Raw genomic sequence first — 19,030 nt, forward strand, 5'->3', positions numbered from 1 at the left:
CCCCTCTATTGTTTGCGCCCGCTTGGCGCAGCCTGCCTGAACCGCTCACTATACTCAATCGCCTTCCACAGCGCCTTGGCCTTGCTTAGTGATTCCTTATATTCGCGCTCCGGCTTGGAATCAATGACAATGCCTGCTCCAGCCTGGATATGCACCATGCCATCCTTGACGACCATCGTTCGTATAATAATATTAAATTCCATATCGCCATTATAGTCAATCCATCCGAGCGAGCCGGTATAAGGACCGCGCCTTACAGGCTCCAGCTCTTCAATAATTTCCATCGTGCGGATTTTGGGAGCGCCTGTAATGGTGCCGCCTGGGAAAGTCGCCGCAATGACATCATAAGCATCCTTGCCCTCGGCAAGCCGCCCCTCGACTTGGGATACCAAATGCATCACATGCGAATATTGCTCAATAACCATCAGCTCTTCCACTTTCACCGTGCCGTAAGCCGAAATCCGGCCCAAATCGTTGCGCTCCAGATCGACCAGCATAATATGCTCGGCGCGCTCCTTCTCGCTTGTCCGCAGCTCTTCCGCCATGAGCTCATTTTCTTCTTCTGTTCGGCCGCGCCTGCGCGTTCCGGCAATTGGTCGGGCTGCAAGCAAGTCGCCGCGGCGCTCAACCAGCAGCTCCGGCGAAGCCGACACGAGTTGAAAATCAGGACAGCGCAGAAAGCCCATATAAGGAGAAGGATTAATGAGACGCAGCCACTCGTACAGCTCTTCCGGCTGCGCAGCCAGCGCCCGGCTCTGGCGTACCGATAAATTCACCTGAAATACATCGCCTTGTCCGATGTAACGCTGAATTTGCCGAACTGCCTCTTCAAAAGCTTCCTTCGAAAAACGCGTGCTGATCCCATCCAGTGCGTCCCCATTGCTGTGAAGAGAATCATCGTCAGCGAGCTGTTGCCGCTCTTGCCGCAGCCGGCTGCTATCGCTTGTGCTTGCAGCATTATTCTCGCCTCGCTGGCCGTTCGCTGCGCTCCCGAACCGCTGCTTCCAATAAGCGGCCATCTCGCCGGTCCGCGAGCAAGCTTGCGCATAAAGCAGTCGCAGCTCCTCTTGACCTGCTTCACTTGGCACAGGCGTATGCACAGCGCAATATAGCTTCTTGTCGCTATGATCGACAATCCATAGTTCATTTAAACGCAAAAATAAATAATCCGGCACATTCAAATCATCTTCCGTCAGCTCCGGCAGCCGTTCAATCGAACGAATGACGTCATAGCTCCAAAATCCGACGCACCCGCCCGTCCATTTCGGCGTGCCAGCTGCTTCAAGCTTTGGCGCGCGATATGGCTCCATCCAGCTCCGCACCACTTCGATCGGCTTGCCCTGGTAGCGCAAGCCCGAATTAGCATCATCTAAAGCTTCAGCTCCATCTGTCCGCAGCGTCCGAGCTTCCGCCTCCAGACCTTTACCGCGAATAACGCTTTCCGGCTGCAAGCCGAGATACGTATAGCGCCCGCCCTTACCGCTCTCCAGTACAAAAGCATACGGCGATGCATCCCGCCATGCCTCTTCCCATGAAGCGACACCTTCTTCTCCAAGCGACAGCTCCCGCAGCAGTGGAAAAGTCGTATACTTCCGCTCGGCGTGCCACCCTAACCAATAGTCAAAGGCGGTGAACATCACCTTCCAACCCCCGATCGACAAGCATGTTTATTTTGCCTAGTATACAGAATACCCGCCCAAAAGGAAAGAGCGCTGCCGCCATATTCCCACGGCCATTTACGCATATGAAAAAAGCCCTCCACTCAAATGAATGGAAGGCCAGTCAAACGGTATACCGATCCTACTTAAGGCACGGCCCCGCTTGGACATAAGTGTTAGTTCTCGAAGTTGAACAGCGGCGTACTGAGGTAACGCTCACCGTTACTTGGAACAACGGCGATAACGCGCTTGCCTTTGCCAAGCTCCTTCGCCACTTTCAAAGCAGCATAGATCGCAGCACCGGAGGAAATTCCGCACAAGATGCCTTCTTCTTTCGCAGCACGGCGTGCGTAGTCGAATGCATCATCATTTTCAACCGTAATGACTTCGTCATAAATTTCGCGATCCAAAATCGTCGGCACAAAGTTAGCGCCAATTCCTTGGATTTTGTGAGGTCCAGGCTGTCCACCCGAAAGCAGTGGGGAAGCCGCAGGCTCAACCGCATAAATTTTAATATCTTTGAAGTTCTTTTTCAGCACTTCGCCAGTACCCGTAATCGTACCGCCAGTACCAATACCCGCTACGAATGCATCTAGCTTGCCGTCCAGGGAGTTGATCGCCTCAACGATTTCCGGACCAGTTGTCTCGCGGTGGATTTTCACATTGGCTTGGTTATTAAACTGCTGCGGGATAAAATAGGACGGATTTTCTTTCGCCAATTCCTCGGCTTTGCGAACAGCTCCGTTCATGCCTTCCGAACCCGGCGTCAGAACCACTTCTGCGCCATAAGCACGAAGCAGGTTGCGGCGCTCAATACTCATCGTCTCAGGCATAACGAGAATGGCTTTATAGCCTTTAGCTGCTGCTACCAATGCAAGACCAATACCCGTGTTGCCGCTCGTAGGCTCAACAATTGTATCGCCTGGCTTGATGATGCCTTCCTGTTCAGCTACTTCGATCATGCTGATTGCGATACGGTCTTTTACGCTCGCACCTGGATTTTGATATTCAAGCTTTACATAGATTTCAGCGCTGTCCTCAGGAACAAGACGATTCAAGCGAACTAGCGGTGTATCACCAATTAGATCAGTAATGCTTTGCACGATTTTTGCCATGTGTCATACTTCCTCCTTATTCCGACTAATTCAGTTGGTTTTTAAACTAATTCCATCTTATCAATGAGTTGTATTCGTTGTCAATACCTTCATTTCCTTCATGCGAATACGGCGGGCTAACGCCATCCCTGACCGATAAAGCATCAATTTGCGCTGAAATATAAGCCTGATATAAGTGGAAGCCTTATAAATGCTTACATTTTGAAAAAGAAGGATTGTTCGCCCATTTTCTAATCGTCTGGCGAACACGACTATATGATGCTCCAATATAATGGAAGCTTATAAACAAACCTAAAATTTCTTATATTTACGGAAAGGTGACCGCGTCATATTTCTCCAATAGCTGCTGCTCAATTTGGCTTAGGGAAGGAGCCTGTGATAATGCCAGCTCTTTGCGGACCAGCTCATACAGCTGCTGCCCCTGTGGCTTATCCGTTGTGTGGCGCTCCATCAAACGAATGATGGCATACCCTTCGGCAATCGCTATCGGGCCAGCGATCTCTCCTGTACCCAGCTTGCTTGCCGCCGAAAGAATCGCCAGCTCATGAAACGGGTCATTGGCATCAATAAGGCCTAAATCACCGCCAGCATCTGCCGTAAAAGCATCTATCGAATATTTATCTGCTGCTTGCGCAAAGTCTGCTCCCTCAGAGAGCTTATCCAGCACGCGGTTCGCCTCTTCCATATTCGCCGTCACAATCCAGGATAAGCGATATTGCAGCTTGTCGCCGTATTGCTCCTCATGATCCGCAATGTAGCGTTCAACCTCAGCATCAGGCACATCTACTTTTTGGATCGCTATTTTTTCAGTCAACAGCCTGTACTTCGTATCCTTCAAAACTTCCTCTTTGGACATGCCCAGCTGCTGATCCATGATGCGATAAAAATCCTCTTCGCTATCATATCCCTCTGCCTGCTCCTCAACAGCTCTCTGCTGCTCCTCAGCGGTCACTTCAAGCTGCTGCGAGGCAGCCTCTTGGTCAATGGCGCTGTGAATCATCATCAGCTTGAGGGTAGCTTGGCCATATTGCTCGCTAAGCGCATTCATCAGTTCGCTTTCCCTGATGCTGTGATCGCCAATTATGGCAACAATTTTATCATTATCCAAGCTGCCTGGTACAACCTCATTGCCTGTTTCAGTACGTGTTCCCGAATCTGGCTCATGGTCCGGCATTCCTTCAGAAAAAGGCGACAATCTCACTACAACAACTACACTTAGTACGATCATACATAACGCCTGAATGACGACGATCGTCCTCACTACACCGATTTTATTCATTGCCCGGTAGCCTCCATATTAATGGATCGGCTTCGGTTTGGCTTGTTCGAGCAATTGCTCCAGCTCTACGCGGTTAAACTGGTACGCTTCATTACAGAAGTGACAGACGACCTCTGCTTTACCTTCTTCTTCAATCGTTTGCTGCAATTCCGATTCACCCATGCTGATCAAGGTCTGTTCTACGCGATCGCGCGAGCATTTGCATTGAAAACGCAAGTCCAGCGACTCATGAATGACAACATCATCACCGACGACCCATTTAAGCAGCCCTTCTGGCGTCTCCCCTTGATCAAGCAGGGCTGTGACCGGAGGCATCGCGCTGAGCGCTTTCTCCAGCTTAGTAATTTCCGCATCCGTAAGTCCTGGCATCAGCTGTACGATAAAGCCGCCAGCATGAATGACGCGGCCGTCTTCATCAACCAGTACGCCCAGTCCAACTGCGGAAGGCGTCTGCTCCGATACAGCAAAATAATAGGTGAAGTCTTCGCCCAGCTCGCCAGAAACAATCGGAACGCTGCCGCGGTAAGGCTCTTTCAACCCAAGATCCTTAGTAATATGAAGATAGCCGCTATGGCCTACGGCACCTGCAACATCAAGCTTTCCCTGCGCATTGCTTGGAAGCAGAACGAGTGGATTGTCCGTGTAGCCTCGCACTTCTCCATGAGCATTTGCATCGACGACAATTTGTCCCATTGGGCCTTCGCCCTTCACTTGAATCGTCAGCTTTTCATCGCCCTTCAGCATGGCGCCCATAATAGCTCCAGCCGTTGCCGTTCTGCCAAGTGCTGCAGTTGCAGTCGGCAGAGTGCCGTGCCGGCGCTGCAGCTCATCGACCAATTGCGTCGTACGGGCTGCAAAAACACGAATTTTGCCTTCCCATGCCGTGCCACGCACCAAAAAATCTTTCCTTTGCTCCATCGTCTATCCCTCCTGATTCCGTTCATATATAATACGCAAACCTTCTAATGTCAGAAGCGGATCAACCTCATCTATCGTTTCCGATTCTGAGCTAATTAACTCAGCCAAGCCGCCCGTCGCGATAACACGCGGCGAGACTTTAAATTCCTTGCGGATTCTGCGCACGATACCGTCCACTTGTCCTGCATAGCCGTATATAATACCCGCCTGCATGGAAGTGACCGGATTGCGGCCGATGACGCTTGGCGGCTTCACCAGCTCAATCCGCGGCAGCTTCGCCGCCCGCTGATAAAGCGCCTCTGTCGATATTGCAATGCCCGGCACAATAGCGCCGCCCAAATAGCTGCCAGCGGCATCAATGTAATCAAACGTCGTTGCCGTTCCGAAATCGACGACAATAAGCGGACTGCCATATTTGACGATGCCCGCCACCGAATTCACGATGCGGTCAGCGCCGACCTCGCGGGGATTTTCATACCGGATATTAAGTCCGGTTTTCACGCCTGGACCAACGATAAAAGGAGTCTTGCGCAAATACTTCATGCACAGCTGCTCCAACGTCCGCATGAGCGGCGGAACGACTGATGAAATAATGACACCCTCCATCTGCTCCAGACGCATGCCGGCAAAATGAAACAAATGATGAAAGTTGATGCCATATTCATCAACTGTAGCGGAACGATTCGTGCTGAGCCTCCAGTGATGAAGCAGCTCCTTGCCTTGATAAATGCCCAAGACTATATTCGTATTTCCGACGTCAATGACGAGAATCAAGACATGGCCCCTCCCTTCTTCGCAAACAGGTCGAGACTAATATCGAGTGATTGAAAGGAATAGGTGAGGCCTCCTACCGAAATGACATCGACACCGCAAGCGGCTATACCGTGTATGGTATCAACCCGCACATTGCCGGAGGCTTCTACAATAACATGTGGCGCGCGCTGCTTGATTTGCTTTACTGCGGCTTTCATCATCTCATGCGTCATATTGTCCAGCATAATAATATCAGCGCCGTATGCAATCGCCTCATCGACTTGCTCCAAGGACTCCGTCTCCACCTCGATCTTCATCGTATGGGGAATACCCGCTCGAGCTGCTTCCACTGCTTCCCGAATACCGCCTGCGCCCTTAATATGATTATCCTTGATCATAACGGCATCATACAAGCCAAAGCGGTGATTCGAGCCGCCGCCTACGCGAACGGCATATTTTTCAAGCAGACGATGGCCTGGCGTCGTTTTGCGAGTGTCGACCAGTCGGACCGGCAGGCCTTGCAGCGCCGCTATAAATTCACTAGTCTTCGTCGCCACGCCGGACATCCGCTGCATTAAATTAAGCGCTAGACGCTCCCCTGTAAGCAGACTATGGATGCTGCCTTCTACTTCAGCGAGTACAGTGCCTTTTTCAACATACTGTCCATCCTCGACCTTTGCCGTGAAGACCAGCGATTGGTCAACGATTTCAAACACAAGGCGCGCAATTGGAATGCCCGCAATCCGCCCATTTTCCTTCACATGAATGACGGCCTTCGCCTGCGCTCCACGCGGAATAGTCATAGCCGTCGTTACATCGCCGCTTCCGATATCTTCAGCGAGCCAGCCGCGTATTTGCGCGCGCAGCGCTTCATTATAGCCATCCAGCGTTGTCTCAAACATTGGTTAACCGCTCCTCTGTCCTCCCGTATACACGGTGCATTACAGTATGCTTGCGCCATACTTGATCATTGCGCTCCGGGAAGTCCTCACGGTAATGCGCGCCGCGGCTCTCCTCCCGCTGTAAAGCGGATTCCGCCGTCAGCAGGGCGCATGTCAGCATATTGGCAAATTCAAACTCTTCCCGCTTGGTCAGCATCGCTTGAAAAATAGTCAACTGGCGCCGCAGCTCCTCCAGCCCCTTCTCGAGGCCCTTTGCATCGCGCTGCAAGCCCGCATACCTGACCATCACTTTTTGCAGCTTCAATCTCCGCTCCACCACTGCCTGAATCGGCACACTGCTGCGCGGTACGCTGCTCTCTATTATAGGCTGAATCTCTGCATGCTCTGCAAGTTTATCAATCGCCTCGACGATACGCTTGCCGAAAACGACCGCTTCCGAAAGCGAATTGCTGGCCAACCGATTCGCTCCATGAACGCCTGTCGAGGAAACCTCGCCGCAGGCGAACAGCCTTTTAATATTGGTTTCTCCATCGAGATCGGTTTTAACGCCGCCCATCATATAATGTGCAGCAGGGGCGACCGGAATCCAATCTGTCGTCAAATCCAAACCGTATTGCAGGCAAAATTCATAAATATTCGGAAAACGATGCTTCACCATATCCGGCGACTCATGCGTCACATCCAAATAAACAAAAGTTGATTTCGTTGCTTCCATCTCGCTAATAATAGCGCGGGCCACTACGTCACGCGGCGCCAGCTCCAGCTGATGGTGATAGCGCTCCATAAAACGCTCGCCTCGCGTATTGCGGAGGACGGCTCCTTCGCCGCGTACGGCCTCTGAAATCAGAAACCGTGGTGCTCCGGGATAGCATAGGGAGGTCGGATGAAACTGGACAAACTCTACATCCTGTATAAAAGCTCCTGCTCGGAAAGCCATAGCGATCCCATCGCCTGTGGCCACCTCAGGATTCGTCGTATAACGGTAGAGCTGGCCTGCGCCGCCCGAGCATAGAATGGTCGCCTTGCCCCGCACAAGCAGACGCGAGCCGTCCGGCTTTTGCACAACAGCGCCCACACATTCTCCATCATTGGTAACCAAATCGATGACAAAGTGGTCGTCCCATACTTCAATACCCGGCTTGGATAACGCTTTCTCCGATAAGGCTCGTACAATTTCGTAGCCCGTCGCATCCCCATTCGCATGCAAAATACGACGCTGGCTGTGAGCGCCTTCCTTCGTCAGCGCAAACTCGCCATTTTCCAAATCGAACTGTGTGCCCATTTCAATGAGCTGATTCACACCTTCCGGCCCCTCATGCACGAGCACATTGACCGCATCCTCCGAGCACAACCCCGCTCCCGCAATTAGCGTGTCCTCGCTGTGGTAAGCTGGTGAATCGTCCTCCGATATGACCGCGGCAATGCCGCCTTGCGCATAGCGGGTGTTGCTGTCGAGCAGCGACTTCTTCGTAATCATCAGCACGGAATGCCGATCACTGGCCCGAAGTGCGGTAAAAAGACCGGCAATGCCGGCCCCAATCACAATAACATCCTTCTCGATTACCGGCAGTTCGTCCAGCTTTATGTCTACAAGGTATCTGGGAATCATTTCTGCGCCTCCAGGCATAGGAGTAGCGCATGCTGCTCCTATTTCACGAGTAACATGCGCTCCAGGGACAAGCGTGCTTGATCCGCCACATGCGGCGGTACATAGATTTGCGGCTGCATCGTTTCAAGGCATTTAACCAGCTTCTTCAGGTTATTAACCTTCATGTTCGGGCAAACCAAATATTTAGATGCAAACAGGAATGTTTTGTCCGGGCTGTCCAATCTCAGCTGATAGCCTGTGCCATCCTCCGTGCCGACAATGAACTCCTTGCAATCCGATTCCTTGCAATATTTAATAATCGCTGTCGTGCTGCCGACAAAATCACCCAGCTCCACCACTTCAGGGCGGCACTCAGGATGCACAACAAACTGCGCATTCGGGTGTTTCGCCTTCATTTCCTCTACATCCTTTACCGTCAACATGTCATGCGTGTTGCAGTAGCCTTCCCAGATGATCATGTTCTTATCGGTCTTCTGCTGCACATAGTGCCCTAGGTTCTTGTCCGGTACCCAAATGACGTCTTGGCCTTCAACGGAATTTACAACGTTAACCGCATTCGCCGATGTACAACAAATGTCAGTCTCTGCCTTAATTTCGGCGGAAGAGTTAATATACGTAACGACAGTCGCATTCGGATGCTGGGCTTTCAGCTTGCGAAGACCATCGACATTGACCATATCGGCCATCGGGCAGCCTGCACGCTCGTCCGGAATAATGACGGTTTTATTGGGAGCCAAAATTTTGGCGCTCTCCCCCATAAAATGCACGCCGCAAAATACGATGACATCCGCATCCGTCTGAGCCGCTTTCTGAGCTAGCAAAAACGAGTCGCCGCGAAAATCCGCAACCTCTTGAATTTCATCACGCTGATAATAATGAGCAAGAATGATGGCGTTGCGCTCTTTCTTCAATTGCATTAGCCGTTCCCGCAGTTCGCGGTTCTGCTCCGCCTTGCGTTCCAGTGCCAGTGCTTCCACAGTTAATCCTCTCCTCTTATGAGGGAAGGGCAAGCTGATTGCCCATTCCAGATATGGCTACTACCGACTTTGTGAATTGATGCACAAACCTAAAAAGTCGTTCGCCTTTCATTTGACCTTTACGGTAAATTCATTTGATAAGGTTTAATTTACTCCAGGCAGATCATGCTGTCAATGCGTTTATGACAAAAGTGTGAATTCCCTTTGAAAATAGCACCTGCCACAGCTAAACTTTCCATCATTGGCGGCTATTGTGTATAAATGCAGCGTTTACGCACATGGTTATCCACAAGTTATCCACAATCACGGATTTTCTGTGACTAACCTTGTGTAAAGGGTTAGAAAACAAAAAAACTTCCCATGGATGAATCATCACTTACGTGATAGCCATGGGAAGTATGATGCTTCTTGTTTCGATTAGCGCTTAGCTGGATCGTATGGTTCGCCAAGCGAGCCTGGAGCGGAAGAACGTCCTACTGCACCAACGAGTACAACCAGCGTCAATACGTATGGCAGCATATAGAAAAACTCGGTCGGAATTTGCTGCGACCAATCGAACAGTTGAGCAAAGTTCCGAATCGCTTGCGCGAAGCCGAAGAAAATAGCAGCTCCCGCAACGCCGAGAGGATTCCATTTTCCAAAAATAACAGCCGCGATAGCGATAAAGCCTTGGCCCGAAATGGTATTATGGGCAAAGTTGCTCGTCGTTGTTAACGTAATGGTCGCACCGCCAAGACCTGCAAGTGCTCCGCTGAGCAGCACGCCGATATAACGGTATTTTGTTACGCTGATACCCACTGTATCTGCCGAGCTTGGGTATTCGCCAACTGCGCGAAGGCGCAAGCCGAAGTGCGTTTTGTACAGCACAATATAGCTGATAATGACAAGGATAATAACAACATAGGTCGTCGGATAAGCTTTAAAGAACGCCTCTCCAAAAAACGGAATATCTGATAAATAAGGGATTTCCCATTTGTTGAATACATGAGTCAGCGTTGTCGTCTGTCCCGAACCTTCATACAAGCTTTTCGTCAAATAAATCGCGATTCCCGCTGCCAAAATGTTAATAACGACACCGACTATCGTCTGATCCGCCTTAAATGTAATGGTGGATATCGCATGTAGAAGGGCAAATATCACCCCATAAATCGCTGCCCCCACTAAGCCTATCCACGGAGCAGATTCCTCATAACCAGCTTGTATCGCATAGTCGGTAATGACTGCTGCCGCGAACGCGCCAGACACCATCAAGCCTTCGAGACCGATATTAATAACGCCTGAGCGCTCAGAGAATAGTCCACCGAGACCGGTAAAAATAAGCGCCGTAGAAAATACAAGCGTAACGTTAATAAGCTGACCCAATATCTCTAGTGCATTCATATTAGATCGCCTCCTTACGCTTGTCTGCACGTCGTCCAAGGAATGGTTTTAAGAAAAACTTTACTATGCCATGCGAAGCAATAAAGAAAATGATCGAACCAATAACGATTCGAACGAGCTCTGGCGGTACGCCCGCTCCAAAGCTCATACCCGCAGAGCCATAGCTGAGACCACCGAACAGTACAGCACCGAACAATACGCCAATTGGCGTATTGCCGCCAAGCAAAGCAACCGCGATACCATCAAAGCCATAGCCCCATGGCGCTGCCAGAATCGTCTGATAGCCAAATACGCCCAGCGTCTCAAACACGCCTGCCAGACCCGCAAACAATCCGCTAATAAACATCGACTTTACAATGGTGCGATTGACATTAATCCCTGCATACAGCGCTGCGTCAGGGCTTTGTCCCACTGCTCTGAGCTCATAGCCCTGCTTCGTTCTCCACAGTATAATATAAAATACCCCAATACCGAGCAAGGCAATGACAGTACCCCAATGCATACGGGCATGATCCATCGCATCGGATAACCAGCCAATCGATACGAGTGCTGACTCTTGAATCGGATCCGATTTTTGCTGCCCTTTTGCCACAAAAAACGCACGAATAATGTAATTGGATAAATAAAGCGCAACCCAGTTCAACATAATCGAAGAAATAACCTCGTTAACGCCGCGAACAGCCTTTAAATAGCCAGTCAATGCCGCCCATAAGCCTCCACACAGCGCTCCGACAATAATAGCAAGCGGAGCATGCAGAAACCAAGGGAGGTCAAGCGTAATCCCTATGACGGTTGCACCAGTCATACCCATCATGAACTGGCCTTCTACCCCGATATTAAACAGGCCCGTACGGAAAGCGAAAGCAACCGCTGTACCTGTGAATATCAGCGGGGTAATCGCACGAATAGCCTCGCCCATATCGTAAGGACTGCCAAATAGCTTTTTAATCAGTGATTGGTAAGCTAGAATAGGATCAAACCCGCCTGCCAGCATGGCTATTGCCCCGCATAACAGACCCAAAATGATAGCCACCAAGGGGACGAGGAAGGATGTTTTATTGAATATTTTGTCCGCAATTCCTTTGACTTTATCCATGGTTGCTATCTCCCACCTTTGCTCGGCTGCTTCGCTGTTGAATTGCCTGCCATCATTAGACCCAGCTGTTGATCGTCACGCTGATCAGCATCGGCATAGCCCATTATTTTACCTTCGTACATAACCGCAATACGATCAGATAATGCGTACAACTCATCCAGCTCAAAAGAAACGAGCAAAATCGCTTTGCCTGCATCCCGCGCTTCAATTAACCGCTTATGCACATATTCGATCGCGCCTATATCCAGACCGCGAGTCGGCTGTACAGCGATGAGCAAGGACGGATTTTTCCATATTTCACGGGCAATTATGGCTTTCTGCTGGTTACCGCCCGACAAGGAGCGGGCCTTGGCCCCAATGCCTGATGAACGCACATCAAACTCAGTTACAAGTTGATTCGCAAGAGCGTCTATAGCTTTAAAATCAATAAAGCCATGTTTGCCGAACTGTGGATCAAAGTACGTATCCAGCACCATATTTTCGCTCAGTGTGAAATCAAGCACCATTCCATGCTTGTGACGATCCTCTGGAATGTGGCTGACGCCTGCAACGGACATTTGGCGCGGCGTTTTATTGATCATTTCCTTACCCAAAAGCTTCACAGAGCCACCAGACGCTTTACGCATGCCAGTAATAGCCTGTACCAGCTCACTTTGTCCATTGCCATCAACGCCAGCAATACCCAAAATCTCGCCGGCACGGATATTAAAAGCGACACCATTTAGAACGAGCTTATTCTCCTCGCCTTTCATCGTAAGGTTTTCAACAGATACGATAAGCTCTCCAGGCTCTTTCTTGGTTTTTACCGCCTGAAAATTAACGTCACGGCCAACCATAAGCTCCGCAAGCTGCTGCTCGTTCGTTTCTTTTGTCGTAACGGTTCGAACCACCTTGCCCCGACGAATAACCGTCACCGAATCTGCAAGCGCCATAACCTCTTTGAGCTTATGCGTAATCAAAATAATGGACTTGCCTTCTGCAGCCAAATTGCGCAAAATGCCAATCAGCTCTTCGATCTCTTGTACGGTAAGCACAGCAGTTGGCTCATCAAAGATTAAAATTTCAGCGCCACGGTATAAGGTTTTTAAAATTTCCACACGCTGCTGCATACCCACCGTAATATCTTTAATCCGCACCTGCGGATCTACTTTCAATGCATAACGTTCCGAAATGGAACGGACTTTATCATTTGCTTGCTTATAATTGACGAATGTGCCAAATTTACGCGGCTCATTGCCAAGCACAATATTTTCAGCCACTGTAAATGGCTGTACCAGCTTAAAATGTTGATGTACCATACCAATTCCAAGCTCAATAGCTTTTCCTGCACCTTCAATAACCGTTTTATTGCCGTTGACCCAGATTTCTCCTTCATCCGGCTGATACAAGCCGAACAAAATGTTCATCAACGTAGACTTACCTGCACCATTCTCGCCCAGCAATGCATGGATTTCGCCTTTCTTGAGTTCAAAATCAATCGAATCATTGGCTACAAGCCCGGGAAAGCGTTTCGTAATCCCCTTAAGTGTGACAGCCGCTGCACTTTGTTTCATCCAGTTATCCTCCCCGGTTTGTTAGCTCCCAATCTCAAAAAAGGACAAGACCGGCTTGAGGGCAGGTCTTGTCGGCTGTACATAATAAACAAACGACATTAAATCATAAGTTTAAAACTATTTCACTTCAGTTGGAACTACAAGCGAACCACTAATAATTTGTTGTTTGTAGTCTTCAACTTTAGTCATAATTTCTGCAGAAACGTTAGGGTTGTTCTCTGGCAGGCCAACTGCGCCGTCTTTAAGACCAAGAACAACCGATTTGCCGCCTTCCCATTTGCCGTTAATCAGGTCAGTGGAAACTTGGTGAATGGCAGCTTCAACGCCTTTAAGCATGGAAGTAAGCGTAACTTCGTTGCCGAACTCGATCGATTGGTCTTTATCAACACCAATTACCCATACATCTTGCCCTGCTTTTTTACGAGCTGTTGCTTCGTTAAATACGCCGTTACCAGTACCACCAGCAACTTGGAAAATAATATCTACGCCGTCATTGTACATTACGGTTGCTGCTGCTTTACCTAAGTCTGGTTTACCGAACTCGCCTGTGTAGTTGCGGATAACCTTCGCTTCAGGGTTTACTGCTGCTACACCTGCATTGAAGCCTGCTTCAAATACAGTAACACTCGGAATTTCCATGCCGCCTACAAAACCAATTTTATTTGTTTTTGTTGTCAAGCCAGCAACTACACCTACAAGGAACGAACCTTCGTTAGCTGCGAAGTTAACAGAAACAACGTTTGGTGCGTCAACAGCGGAGTCGATGATGCCGAACTTGGAGTCCGGATTGTCTTTCGCTACTTTACCCATTGCATCTTGGAACAAGAAGCCTACGCCCCAAATCATATCGTATTTTTCAGAAATGAATGCACGCAGATTCGGTTCCATATCAGCGTCGCCTTTACTTTCCAAATATTTCGTTTCGGAGCCTGTATCTTTCGTTACACGTTGCAGGCCATCCCAAGCGCTTTGGTTAAAGGATTTATCATTTACGCCACCTGTATCTGTAACCATACCGATTTTGAGCTTAGCTGCTGTACCAGCATCTGATGATGCTTCAGGTGCCGCAGACGCCTCAGGCGATGCTGCTCCGTTTGTGCCATTGTTTTTGCTGCCGCCACCACAAGCAGACAATACTAATGCGAACATAAGAACAATAGATAACATAAAACCTAAACGTTTTTTCATCTTCGATTTCTCCCCTTAATATAGATGTGTTGTAACTGCAACCTACTTGCTTATATTATTGTTGTTGTGCTTGGCTGCTATTCTCTTTATTATAATTGCTTATCCACATACGTCAACATTTTTACGTCATGTAACATGACACAGAAATTTTGTTCACGCCTATATCTCACAATTATTTAACATTTGTGCCAAACACACCATTAAAACCTTACACACACCCGACAAAACCAAATAATTCCTGAGTTTTACCTCTATTATTATAGGCTAAATCCGAACATTAATAAAGTAAAATTAATCAAGCGTAAACGGCTGACGCCGACCTCTGGCGGCAAAGCTTCTGTTTCGCGATGAAATAAAAAAACAGCTATTTTCTCGGCCACTACTGAGAAAATAGCTGTCTCCATAAACAACTGGCGAGGACGATGGTTCAACGACCGACAATGTCGGTTTTCTAACGCGTCCTCATCCTATTTATTTCGGTTCTTCCCCATCATTCGGTTTATCATCAGATTTATCCAATGAAGGGATTTCTCCTGCTTCTCTTGACTGTATACGAACCTTAACGTCGCCAATCGTATCGACGATTGGTTCAGTTGTTGGTTCAACAGCAACACTCTCTGCTTCACCTTCCGCCAATTCAAGCGTGCCTGTTTCGATCAAACGTTTGATTTGATCCATTTCAAGCGTCTCTACAGACAGAAGCGTCTCCGCAATCGTGTGAACCTCTTTCGATCTCTCGGTGAGCAATTTTTTCGCACGCTCATAACAAGCTCCGATAATCGCCTGCATTTCTTGGTCAATTTCATAAGCGATCGCATCGGAGTAATTTTGTTCATGGCCGATATCACGTCCAAGGAACACCTGTCCTTGCGAGCTTCCGAATTGCAATGGACCAAGCTTGTCGCTCATTCCGTATTCCATAATCATCGCACGAACGATACTCGTCGCTTGTTTAAAGTCACTGTATGCGCCTGTGCCGATTTCGCCGATAAACAATTCCTCAGCTACACGTCCGCCAAGCAAGCCAGTCACTTTATCCAGCAGCTCCTGCTTCGTTACCAGCATCCGGTCTTCCTTCGGCATCATGATGACGTAACCGCCAGCTTTGCCACGAGGAATAATGGTTACTTTATGAACGAGATCCGCATGCTCCAGGAAGAATCCAATAATCGTATGTCCAGCTTCATGGAAAGCAACAATACGCTTCTCACGATCGCTGATTACGCGACTTTTCTTCTCTGTACCTACGATAACACGGTCAATAGCTTCATCAACCTCTCTCATTGCAATATCTTTCTTATTGCGACGAGCAGCAAGCAACGCTGCTTCGTTCAGCAAGTTTTCAAGATCTGCTCCGGAGAAGCCTGTTGTACGTCTTGCGATAATATCCAGCTTGACGTCCTTGTTAAGCGGCTTATTGCGGGAATGAACTTTCAGCACCGCTTCACGGCCTCTCACATCTGGACGGTCAACCGTAATTTGACGGTCAAAACGTCCCGGACGCAGCAAGGCAGGGTCCAAAATATCAGGGCGGTTCGTTGCTGCAACGATAATGATACCTTCGTTCGCTCCAAATCCGTCCATCTCGACGAGCAATTGGTTGAGCGTTTGCTCACGCTCATCATGACCACCGCCAAGACCAGCACCACGTTGACGGCCAACGGCGTCAATCTCATCGATAAAGATAATACAAGGTGCATTTTTCTTCGCATTTTCGAACAAATCACGGACACGGGATGCGCCGACACCGACGAACATTTCCACAAAGTCCGAACCCGAAATACTGAAGAATGGCACGCCTGCTTCACCGGCAACTGCACGGGCAAGCAACGTTTTACCTGTTCCCGGAGGACCATTGAGCAGAACACCCTTAGGAATACGGGCGCCTACCAGATTAAACTTACGCGGATCTTTGAGGAAGTCAACAACTTCAACCAGCTCTTGCTTCTCCTCATCCGCCCCTGCCACATCCTCGAAAGTGATGCGCTTCTTCTCTTCATTGTAAAGCTTGGCACGGCTTTTGCCGAAATTCATGACTTTGCCGCCACCGCCTTGCGCTTGATTCATTAAGAAGAAGAACAGAACGAATATAATCACAAACGGAATGATGGAAGTAAGGAGTGTAAGCCAGACACTTGGCGTATCCATTGGTTTATACTGTAACTCAAAACCGTTTTTCACTGCGGCTTCACGCAATACCTCGCCTGAATCGATCCCTGCACGCGATGTGAACTGTATGCTCTTCGCGCTTTCGGGCTGTTGTTTGTATTTACCAGAAATATAATAAGACTGACCATCGTACTTTATCATCATTTCCGCGACGTTGTTCTCATTAATAGCAGCGCGAAGCTGATCATATCGTATTTCGACGGTAGTATCATTCTGATTGCTGATAAACTGAATAATCCCGACGGTTACCAAAAAGATGATCAAATAAAATCCAGTGTTACGGATGATCCGATTCATCTCCTACCTCCTCTCAAGACGCTTTTCATATTTTAACATAGCATGACTTTCCATCACAATAGAACCACTTGGAGGACAGGCATACTGGTTAAGCCCATTCAAATTACTTCTCGTACACTTCCGGTTTCAAAACGCCAATGAACGGCAGGTTGCGGTAACGCTCAGCAAAATCAAGCCCATAACCGACAACGAATTCGTCCGGCAGCGTAAAGCCCGTATAGTCTGCTTCGAGATCTACTGTACGGCGTGCTGGCTTATCGAACAGCGTAGCCACCGTAACCGATTTGGAATTGCGGCGCTCCAAAACATCAATCAAGTAGCTTAGCGTCAAACCGCTGTCAATAATGTCCTCAACGATGAGTACATCGCGGCCTTCAACCGATACATCAAGATCCTTAATAATCTTGACCACACCTGAGGACTTGGTCGACTGACCATAGCTCGACACCGCCATAAAATCAATCTCCAGCGGAATCGTCATTTCCTTGATCAGGTCGGACATGAAAATAATGGCCCCTTTAAGGATACAAATAACGAGAGGGTCACGCCCTTCAAAATCCTGACTGAGCTTCTTGCCCATCTCACGCACCTTGGCCTGAATCTGCTGTGCATCGTAAAGCACTTCTTGAATGTCGTTTAACAACGGATTAATCCCCCTACAGTACTTATGTTTATGAGTGTAACAGTGCTTCTTATTCTTTCGTAAGACGAATGAATAATAGTTCCTTCGTGCTTGGGCTGATAAGCGCATGGCTAGATCGCCTTATGCCTGGAATCCACAGCAGCCGCCCATCTGCATCGAAAAGCAGTGGATAGCGTTCGCGCTGTGAAGGAGGCAGCTTTTCGTCAACGAACATATCTTGCACTTTTTTAGACCCATTTAATCCTAAAACTTGAATTCGGTCACCACGGTGCCGATTTCGTACAGTCAGCGGAAACGCAAGCTGCTCCAAATCGAAACAAGCTTCATGGCGGCCCGCCAGTTTTCCAGCAGTCTGATCATCAGCTGTCCGCCGCTCAAACGCGAGCTTCCAGCCGCCCGCCTCTACCTCTATGTATTGCTGGGTCAAAGGTACAACAACAAGCGCATAGTCTGTATTTGCTTCCTCTTGTTTCGGCATCCTGACAAAACGCATATGGTCATATTCACGCAAGCAGCGCAAACCGTTTCCAATATCCATACGCCAAGTGCTTGAACTTTCGGGCGCTGCGGCAAGCCGCATAGACTCGATATGCTCGAAGGAGACCACATCAGCATCCCTCGAAAGATAATCTAATATTAGTTTAATCAATCTCCTTTGTAAAGCGACATGAAGGCCCGCCAAACGACTGCAGCTTACAGAACATTCCTCTTGCTCCGTATAGGCTAACTCTTCGAATAAAGCTTTTGTCTGCCTATCCAGCCATTCATCCTCGGCGCCCGCCACTTCAGCAAGGCGGCCAAGCGATTCGGACAGCTGCGGATTGAAGCTGGATAACTGCGGAATAACATCCAGACGGACAACATTGCGAAAGTAATGGCGCTTCTCGTTGCTGCTGTCCTCGCAATACGGAATGCCGTAATGACGGCAGTATTGTAAAAGGTCTGTTTTGTTCTTACGCATGAGGGGGCGAATGAGTTCCACGTTTTTTTCCTGCCTGCGCAGCGACATGCCAGAAAGTCCCGAAATACCGCTGCCGCGAATCAAATGCATGAGCACCGTTTCCGCTTGGTCATCTGCATGATGGGCAAGGGCAATCGCCTGCGCGCCCCATCGCTGCGCAACCTCATGCAAATAGGCGTAGCGTTTTTCGCGCGCCGCCGATTGTGCGTTCATTTTTGTTTCTTCTATATAAGCAGGCAAATCGAGTTCTGTCAGCTCAAAGGGCAGCCCAAGCTCCCCCGCATAACGCCGAACTACCTCTGCCTCCAGCGCCGACTCCTTCGGCCGGAAGCCGTGATTCACGTGAGCCGCAACAACGTTTAGCACCCCGCTTGACTTCAGGCGGCTCAGGAGATGCAGCAGAGCCATAGAGTCCGGTCCCCCGGAGACAGCAACAACAACACAGTCCCCTTCGCTCCATAACCGTTCCATTGCTGCCAGCTTCTGAACATCGGGAAGCAAATCGATTCCTATCGTCATTTCCTCTTCCCTC

15 protein-coding genes are annotated in these 19,030 nt (G+C 49.1%); all 15 read right to left on the reverse strand.

Going from position 1 to position 19,030, the window contains the following annotated elements:
- Positions 1 to 5 precede the first annotated feature (5 nt).
- The 15 genes from AC50YG_RS29275 to tilS all read right to left on the reverse strand — a co-directional run bounded on the left by AC50YG_RS29275 (position 6) and on the right by tilS (position 19,017).
- On the reverse strand, positions 6 to 1,637 hold the full coding sequence (locus tag AC50YG_RS29275) for an anthranilate synthase component I family protein (RefSeq protein WP_494832291.1): 1,632 nt from the start codon (positions 1,635 to 1,637) through the stop codon (positions 6 to 8).
- A gap of 197 nt (positions 1,638 to 1,834) precedes the next feature.
- Positions 1,835 to 2,773, reverse strand: a complete 939-nt coding sequence (gene cysK / locus AC50YG_RS29280) for a cysteine synthase A (protein WP_046234444.1) — start codon at positions 2,771 to 2,773, stop codon at positions 1,835 to 1,837.
- 307 nt (positions 2,774 to 3,080) lie between these two features.
- Positions 3,081 to 4,052 (reverse strand): peptidylprolyl isomerase, encoded by a 972-nt coding sequence (locus AC50YG_RS29285; protein WP_494832185.1) that lies wholly within the window; start codon positions 4,050 to 4,052, stop codon positions 3,081 to 3,083.
- Positions 4,053 to 4,070: 18 nt separating this feature from the next.
- Positions 4,071 to 4,970, reverse strand: a complete 900-nt coding sequence (hslO, locus tag AC50YG_RS29290) for an Hsp33 family molecular chaperone HslO (RefSeq protein WP_341280359.1) — start codon at positions 4,968 to 4,970, stop codon at positions 4,071 to 4,073.
- 3 nt (positions 4,971 to 4,973) lie between these two features.
- The gene (locus tag AC50YG_RS29295) at positions 4,974 to 5,744 is read right to left on the reverse strand and encodes a type III pantothenate kinase (RefSeq protein ID WP_338553855.1); all 771 of its coding nucleotides are present in this window, start codon (positions 5,742 to 5,744) and stop codon (positions 4,974 to 4,976) included.
- Positions 5,741 to 6,625: a carboxylating nicotinate-nucleotide diphosphorylase gene (nadC, locus tag AC50YG_RS29300; protein ID WP_494832187.1), complete on the reverse strand. Its 885-nt coding sequence runs from the start codon at positions 6,623 to 6,625 to the stop codon at positions 5,741 to 5,743. The genes AC50YG_RS29295 and nadC overlap by 4 nt, the downstream gene beginning before the upstream one ends.
- Positions 6,618 to 8,234 carry an L-aspartate oxidase gene (gene nadB, locus AC50YG_RS29305; protein ID WP_494832189.1) on the reverse strand — a complete coding sequence of 539 codons (1,617 nt, stop codon included), beginning with the start codon at positions 8,232 to 8,234 and terminating at the stop codon, positions 6,618 to 6,620. Before nadB ends, nadC begins: the two co-directional genes overlap by 8 nt.
- Positions 8,235 to 8,272: 38 nt before the next feature.
- A complete protein-coding gene (nadA, locus tag AC50YG_RS29310) occupies positions 8,273 to 9,211 on the reverse strand; it encodes a quinolinate synthase NadA (protein ID WP_046234439.1) in 939 nt (312 codons plus the stop codon).
- A gap of 417 nt (positions 9,212 to 9,628) precedes the next feature.
- Positions 9,629 to 10,591 (reverse strand): ABC transporter permease, encoded by a 963-nt coding sequence (locus AC50YG_RS29315; protein WP_341280356.1) that lies wholly within the window; start codon positions 10,589 to 10,591, stop codon positions 9,629 to 9,631.
- 1 nt (position 10,592) lies between these two features.
- Entirely contained in the window at positions 10,593 to 11,687 is a 1,095-nt protein-coding gene (locus AC50YG_RS29320; protein ID WP_473755452.1) for an ABC transporter permease, read from the reverse strand.
- A gap of 5 nt (positions 11,688 to 11,692) precedes the next feature.
- The gene (locus AC50YG_RS29325; protein ID WP_494832191.1) at positions 11,693 to 13,240 is read right to left on the reverse strand and encodes an ABC transporter ATP-binding protein; all 1,548 of its coding nucleotides are present in this window, start codon (positions 13,238 to 13,240) and stop codon (positions 11,693 to 11,695) included.
- A 117-nt stretch (positions 13,241 to 13,357) separates the two neighbouring features.
- Positions 13,358 to 14,428, reverse strand: a complete 1,071-nt coding sequence (locus AC50YG_RS29330) for a BMP family lipoprotein (protein ID WP_494832193.1) — start codon at positions 14,426 to 14,428, stop codon at positions 13,358 to 13,360.
- A 471-nt stretch (positions 14,429 to 14,899) separates the two neighbouring features.
- Entirely contained in the window at positions 14,900 to 16,894 is a 1,995-nt protein-coding gene (gene ftsH, locus AC50YG_RS29335; RefSeq protein WP_494832195.1) for an ATP-dependent zinc metalloprotease FtsH, read from the reverse strand.
- A gap of 103 nt (positions 16,895 to 16,997) precedes the next feature.
- Positions 16,998 to 17,537: a hypoxanthine phosphoribosyltransferase gene (gene hpt / locus AC50YG_RS29340; protein WP_338553848.1), complete on the reverse strand. Its 540-nt coding sequence runs from the start codon at positions 17,535 to 17,537 to the stop codon at positions 16,998 to 17,000.
- A gap of 49 nt (positions 17,538 to 17,586) precedes the next feature.
- Positions 17,587 to 19,017 carry a tRNA lysidine(34) synthetase TilS gene (tilS, locus tag AC50YG_RS29345; RefSeq protein WP_494832197.1) on the reverse strand — a complete coding sequence of 477 codons (1,431 nt, stop codon included), beginning with the start codon at positions 19,015 to 19,017 and terminating at the stop codon, positions 17,587 to 17,589.
- Positions 19,018 to 19,030: the final 13 nt, after the last annotated feature.

This window comes from Paenibacillus sp. J31R34, from assembly GCF_059383715.1.